Raw genomic sequence first — 5,380 nt, 5'->3', positions numbered from 1 at the left:
GTCTCAGAGACAGCGGCACGAACCGCAGAAACTCCCGCACAACCCTTCGCGCAGCCGCTCCAAACGCAGCCTCAAGCCTGTGAGCGCCCTTCATCCGCAATTCCGCTGGGCCGCGCGGCGCGGAACGCGCCGCTTGGGGTCCATGGCCAAGATGCTCGTCGCCGACATCAGCATCAGGCGGACACCGGGCTGGAATTTCGTAGACTGGAGAGGATGTGGAAACCGGTCAAGACGACTCTCTGGCGTGACGCTTTGGAGTAGCGCAGCCGTCATCCAACCACAACGCCCCCTTTGCAGGAACCTGTCGTTGATGCGGCCATCGGCGCCTGCCAGCCGGATGCCGTGCACATCCGAAAGCGGCTTCCCCTAGGACACCTGCACCCCCGCTGGATTCCGCCACGCACCACGATGTAAGCTCCGTCCGGCAAGCCAGGGAGGGCGTGATGCTGCAGACCAGACAGAATGTTCTCGGCGAGCGGTTCCACCTGCAGCGCGCCGCCTTCGAGGCGCAGCCTTTCCCCAACTTTGACGTTCGCAAGGATCGCCTCAAACGCCTGCTCGCGCTGACCGAGCGGCATGGAGCCGACATCTGCACCGCCATCGACACCGACTTTGGCGGCCGTTCCGCGCATGAGACGCGTCTTGCGGAACTGTTCGTCGTACGTGCCGGCATCCGCCACGCGCTGTCGCACCTCAGGGGCTGGATGCGCGAACGCCGCGTTGCCACCACCATGCCGTTCCTGCCCGGCAGAAATCGCCTCATCCCGCAGCCGCTCGGTGTCATCGGCATCGTGTCGCCCTGGAATTATCCTTTCCAGCTCGCCGTCGCGCCGGTGACCGCCGCCCTTGCCGCCGGCAACCGCGTGCTCATAAAACCTTCCGAATTGACGCCGGCTTTTTCGGCGTTGCTGGCCAAACTCGTTGCCGAGCATTTCGCACCCGATGAGCTCAGCGTCATCAGCGGCGACGCGGAGATGGGAAAGGCCTTCGTATCGATGCCTTTCGATCATTTGCTGTTCACCGGCTCGACCGCGGTCGGACGCCAGGTCGCGATCGCCGCGGCCGCCAACCTGACCCCGGTCACGCTCGAACTCGGCGGCAAGTCGCCGGCAATCTTCGATCCGTCATGCGACCTCGACGCGGCAGTATCCAGCATTGCCTACGGCAAGCTGTTGAATGCCGGGCAGACCTGTATCGCGCCGGATTATCTTCTGGTGCCGAAGGGGCAAGCAGGCACGGTCGCTGCCAGGCTCGCAACGGCGATCGCGAAGCTCTACCCGACCCTGCGCGACAACCCCGATTATACCGCCATCATCAGCGATCGGCACCACCGGCGCCTGCGCGACATGGTCACTGAAGCGCGTGACGCCGGCGCCGACGTCACCGAAATCAACCCGGCCGGCGAGGAACTTGACGCCAACAGCCGGAAGTTGCTGCCGACCCTGGTCCGCAATGCCGGCGCAAACCTGCGGCTGATGCGCGAAGAGATCTTTGGGCCGGTGCTGCCCATCGTAGAATACACCGGGATCGACGAGGCGATCGCCCATGTGAACGGGGCCGACCGCCCGCTGGCACTCTACTGGTTCGGCCGCGACAGCGGCAACCGTCAACGCATCCTGCACGAGACAATTGCCGGCGGCGTCACCGTCAACGACTGCATGCTGCATCTGGTACAGGAAAACCAGCCCTTCGGCGGCGTCGGCGCCAGCGGCATGGGCGCCTATCACGGCGAATGGGGATTTCGCACCTTCAGCAAGGAGAAACCGGTTTTCATGCAGTCGCGGCTGAGCGCGGGAAGCCTGCTGCGCCCGCCCTACGGCAAGACGTTCGAACGGCTTTTCAGCCTCCTGCGTCACATCACCTGACCGACCGAGCTACGCAGCCCCGGTGCATTAAGACTATCTTCACCACGGTGCGGCAGGGTCCTCATCCTGCGGTGATGTCTTGAGTACCGCGGCGCCACAAGCGCCCAGGCAACAGACCCGCGCCTCTTTCTGGGGTGCGGGTCATTCCCGCTCGATCTCTTACCCCTCGTTAGAGCAATTCCAGGAAAAGTGTGAAGCGGTTTTCCGTCTAGAATTGCGTCAAAACAAAGAGTTAGAGCAGCTCGCCGTTTCCGTGAAACGGTGAAATGCTCTAGCCGAGGAAATCGGCCCGGTGCGGCGCAAAGCTGTCGACCAGCCGCCCCGCTTCGAGCGCCTTGACCCCGTGCACCAGGCCCGACGGCACGATGAAACTCCCGCCCGTCCCAACGATCTCGCTCCGGCCGTCGATGGTCACCTCGAAGCGGCCCTCGGCGACATAGCTTGCCTGGACGTGCGGGTGCGAATGCAGGGCGCCGACGCCACCCTTGTCGAAGCCGAATTCGACCAGCATCAACTCGTCAGTGTGCAGGAGAATGCGGCGCCTGTTGCCGTCCGGTGTCGCCGTCCAGGCGCCCTCGCCGGCATGCGCGAAGATCTTTGCGGTCATCGTCGTCTCCTCAGCGCAATTCCAGGAAAAGTGTGAAACGGTTTCCGTTCGGAATTGCGTCAAAACCTAGCGTGCCAGCCAGCCACCATCCACCGGCACCACCGCGCCATGCATGTAGTTGGACGCCGGCGCCAGCAGGAAGACGGCGGCATCGCCAATGTCGCCCGCCTCGCCCCAGCGACCGGCCGGGATGCGCGCCAGGATGGCGGCGCTGCGGTCGGGATCGGCGCGCAGCGCCTGCGTGTTGTTGGTTTCGATATAGCCTGGCGCGATAGCGTTGACGTTGATGCCTTTTTGCGCCCATTCGCAGGCAAGCAGCCGGGTGATGCCCAGCACGCCATGCTTCGAGGCGGTGTAGGACGCCACGCGAATGCCGCCCTGAAAGCTCAGCACCGAGGCAATGTTGACGATCTTGCCTTTCCGCTCAGCGGCCAAGGCACGCCTGGCAAAGCTTTGGCAGAGCAAAAAAACCGCCTTCAGATTGACATCCATGACGTCGTCCCAATCGGCCTCGCTGAGATCGACGGCATCGGCGCGCCGGATGATGCCGGCATTGTTGACCAGCCCGTCGAGCGGGCCGCTTTCGTCCCAGACGCGGTCGAGCAAGGGGCCGGCGGCTGACGTGTCGGCAAGATCGGCGCTCACCGCCTCGAATTGCCCGCCCATCGTTGCGATTTTTCTTGCCGTATCGTCCATCGACGAGCGGCCGACGCCGATCACCGTGCCGCCGGCGCGTGCGATCGATACGGCGATGCCCTGGCCGATGCCGGTGTTGGCGCCGGTGACCAGGATACGTTTTCCGGCAAGGCTGAAGGGGTCGCTCACCGCAGATCGCCCAACGCCACCGGGTCGACATCGGTGTAGTCGACATTGTCGCCGGCCATCGCCCAGATGAACGCATAATTGGAAGTGCCGGCGCCGGAGTGGATCGACCAGCCCGGCGACAGCACGGCCTCTTCGTTGCCCATGACGATATGGCGCGTTTCGTCCGGCTCGCCCATGAAGTGGAAGACGCGCGCCGTCTCGGCCAGGTCGAAATAGAGATAGGCCTCCATGCGCCGGTCATGCACATGGCAAGGCATGGTGTTCCAGATAGAGCCCGGCGCCAGCTGGGTCATACCGACCACCAGCTGGCAGGTCTTTGCGCCATCGGCATGGATGAACTGGAAGATCGAACGCTCGTTGCAGGCATCCTTGCTGCCAAGATCGAGGCGCTTTGCATCGCCGATGCGGATCAGCCGGCTGGGATGAGCCAGATGCGCCGGCGCGCTGAGCAGATAGAACTTCGCCGGCGCCCCCTCGTCCGCTGAGGCGAAGGACACATCCTGTGTGCCCATGCCGAGATAGAGCATGTCGCGCGCCTGCAATTCGAAGGACTGGCCGCCGGTCGTGATGACGCCCACGCCACCGATGTTGACGGCGATCAACTCGCGCCGGTCGAGGAAACCTTTGGTGCCGGTCGGCTTGATCGCCTCCAGTTGGAGCGGCGAGCCTATCGGCACGGCGCCGCCGACGATCATGCGGTCGTAGTGGGTGTAGGTCAGGCTGATGCGGCCGGACTGGAACAGGCCGTCAATGTGGAAATTGTGACGGAGTTCATCGGTTCCCATCGCCGCGGCGGCAACCGGGTCTATGGCAAAGCGGGATGTGTAATCGGTATGGCTCTGGCTCATTTTCGTCCTGACTTGAAATGGGTCATTCGCCGGCGGCGGCCCTGACCGAACTGGCATAGAAAGCCTGACGCGCATGCAGGCGCTCGCGGTAGCGCTGCTGGCTGGCTGTGAGGTGCGCGCGCATTGCCTCGCGCGCCGCTTCGGCATCGCCCGATGTGATCGCATTGAGGATCACCAGATGTTCGCGCTGCAGCCCGCGCTGGTAGCTGTCGGATTGCGCCAGTTCGGTCGACCAGGGCGAGGTCACGTCGCACGGAATGGCGCGCCGGCCGAGCACGTCGAGCATCTCGACATAGAACGGGTTGTTGGTCGCGCTGGCGATGGCGCGGTGGAAGGCGAGGTCGGCCGGGCCGGTCGGCTCGCTGGCAAGCAGCAGCCGCTCGAATTCGAAGAAGGCTTCCTGGATCGCCGCCTCCTGCGCGGCGTTGCGGCGAATAGCGGCGATCCCGGCCGACTCGATCTCGATTGCCAGGCGTACCTCGAGCACGTTGAGCGCGATCGAATCCTTGGCTCCCATGTCGGCGGCAAGCGCTCCGAACATCGTCGAGATATGCTCGGTGACGAAGACGCCGGCGCCTTGACGCGACTCGACCAGGCCGTCGGCGGCAAGCTTGGCCAGCGCCTCGCAGATGACGGTTCGGCTGACGCCGAAGGTCTCGGTCAGCTGGCCCTCGGTTGGCAATTTGTGGCCAGGCAGGATTTCGCCCGCCTGCAGCTGCTTGCGGATCGCCGCAACGACGGTCTCCGACAGCTTGGGTTTTCTCTCGACCCTGAGATCGGCGGATGCAGCGGACACGTAATGGTCTCCTAAAGCAATTCCAGGAAAAATGTGAAACGGTTTCCGTCCGGAATTGCGTCAAAACAAAGGGTTAGAGCAGTTCGCCGTTCCCGTGAACTGCTCTAGTGGAACAGGTGCGGCAACCACAACGAAATTTCCGGCACGTAGGTGACAAGCATCAACACAGCGAAAGCCGCCCCATAGAATGGCCAGATCGAACGCATCGCCGTCCAGATCGGGATCCGGCCGATCGCACAGCTGACGAACAGCACTGCCCCCACCGGCGGTGTGCACAAGCCGATGCCGAGATTGAGAATGAGGATCACGCCGAAATGCACCGGATCGACGCCGTAGGCCATGACCACCGGCAGGAAGATCGGCGTGGTGATGATGATCAGCGGCGACATGTCCATGAACGTGCCGAGGATGAGAAGCACGACGTTGATCAACAGCAGGA

The 5,380-nt window shown here is 63.5% G+C and carries 6 protein-coding genes; 1 reads left to right on the top strand and 5 read right to left on the bottom strand.

Annotation, left to right across the window (positions count from 1 at the left end; translation table 11 throughout):
- Nucleotides 1-443: 443 nt before the first annotated feature.
- The gene (locus EN925_RS21590) at nucleotides 444-1,865 is read left to right on the top strand and encodes a coniferyl aldehyde dehydrogenase (RefSeq protein ID WP_127368812.1); all 1,422 of its coding nucleotides are present in this window, start codon (nucleotides 444-446) and stop codon (nucleotides 1,863-1,865) included.
- Nucleotides 1,866-2,136: 271 nt separating this feature from the next.
- Here the strand turns inward: EN925_RS21590 and EN925_RS21585 are convergent, their stop codons facing one another.
- From EN925_RS21585 to EN925_RS21565, 5 genes are all read right to left on the bottom strand, one after another.
- A complete protein-coding gene (locus EN925_RS21585) occupies nucleotides 2,137-2,472 on the bottom strand; it encodes a cupin domain-containing protein (protein WP_063169447.1) in 336 nt (111 codons plus the stop codon).
- Between the two features lie 66 nt (nucleotides 2,473-2,538).
- Nucleotides 2,539-3,297, bottom strand: a complete 759-nt coding sequence (gene kduD, locus EN925_RS21580; protein WP_127368813.1) for a 2-dehydro-3-deoxy-D-gluconate 5-dehydrogenase KduD — start codon at nucleotides 3,295-3,297, stop codon at nucleotides 2,539-2,541.
- Entirely contained in the window at nucleotides 3,294-4,145 is an 852-nt protein-coding gene (gene kduI / locus EN925_RS21575) for a 5-dehydro-4-deoxy-D-glucuronate isomerase (protein WP_013529046.1), read from the bottom strand. The genes kduD and kduI overlap by 4 nt, the downstream gene beginning before the upstream one ends.
- Before the next feature lie 22 nt (nucleotides 4,146-4,167).
- Nucleotides 4,168-4,941 carry a FadR/GntR family transcriptional regulator gene (locus EN925_RS21570; RefSeq protein WP_128336897.1) on the bottom strand — a complete coding sequence of 258 codons (774 nt, stop codon included), beginning with the start codon at nucleotides 4,939-4,941 and terminating at the stop codon, nucleotides 4,168-4,170.
- Nucleotides 4,942-5,045: 104 nt separating this feature from the next.
- A partial coding sequence (locus EN925_RS21565; RefSeq protein WP_128336896.1) for a TRAP transporter large permease subunit occupies nucleotides 5,046-5,380 on the bottom strand: 335 nt, incomplete at its 5' end.

The organism is Mesorhizobium sp. M7A.F.Ca.US.006.04.2.1, from assembly GCF_004022915.1.
Taxonomy (GTDB): domain Bacteria; phylum Pseudomonadota; class Alphaproteobacteria; order Rhizobiales; family Rhizobiaceae; genus Mesorhizobium; species Mesorhizobium ciceri.
The sequence above is the reverse complement of the archived record's forward strand: the minus strand, read 5'-3'. Positions and strand labels throughout refer to the sequence as shown.

Excerpts from the sequence above, each read along its gene's own strand:
- EN925_RS21585 (WP_063169447.1), bottom strand. The coding sequence starts at position 2,472 with ATGACCGCAAAGATCTTCGCGCATGCCGGCGAGGGCGCCTGGACGGCG.
- EN925_RS21590 (WP_127368812.1), top strand. The coding sequence starts at position 444 with ATGCTGCAGACCAGACAGAATGTTCTCGGCGAGCGGTTCCACCTGCAG.
- kduI (WP_013529046.1), bottom strand. The coding sequence starts at position 4,145 with ATGAGCCAGAGCCATACCGATTACACATCCCGCTTTGCCATAGACCCG.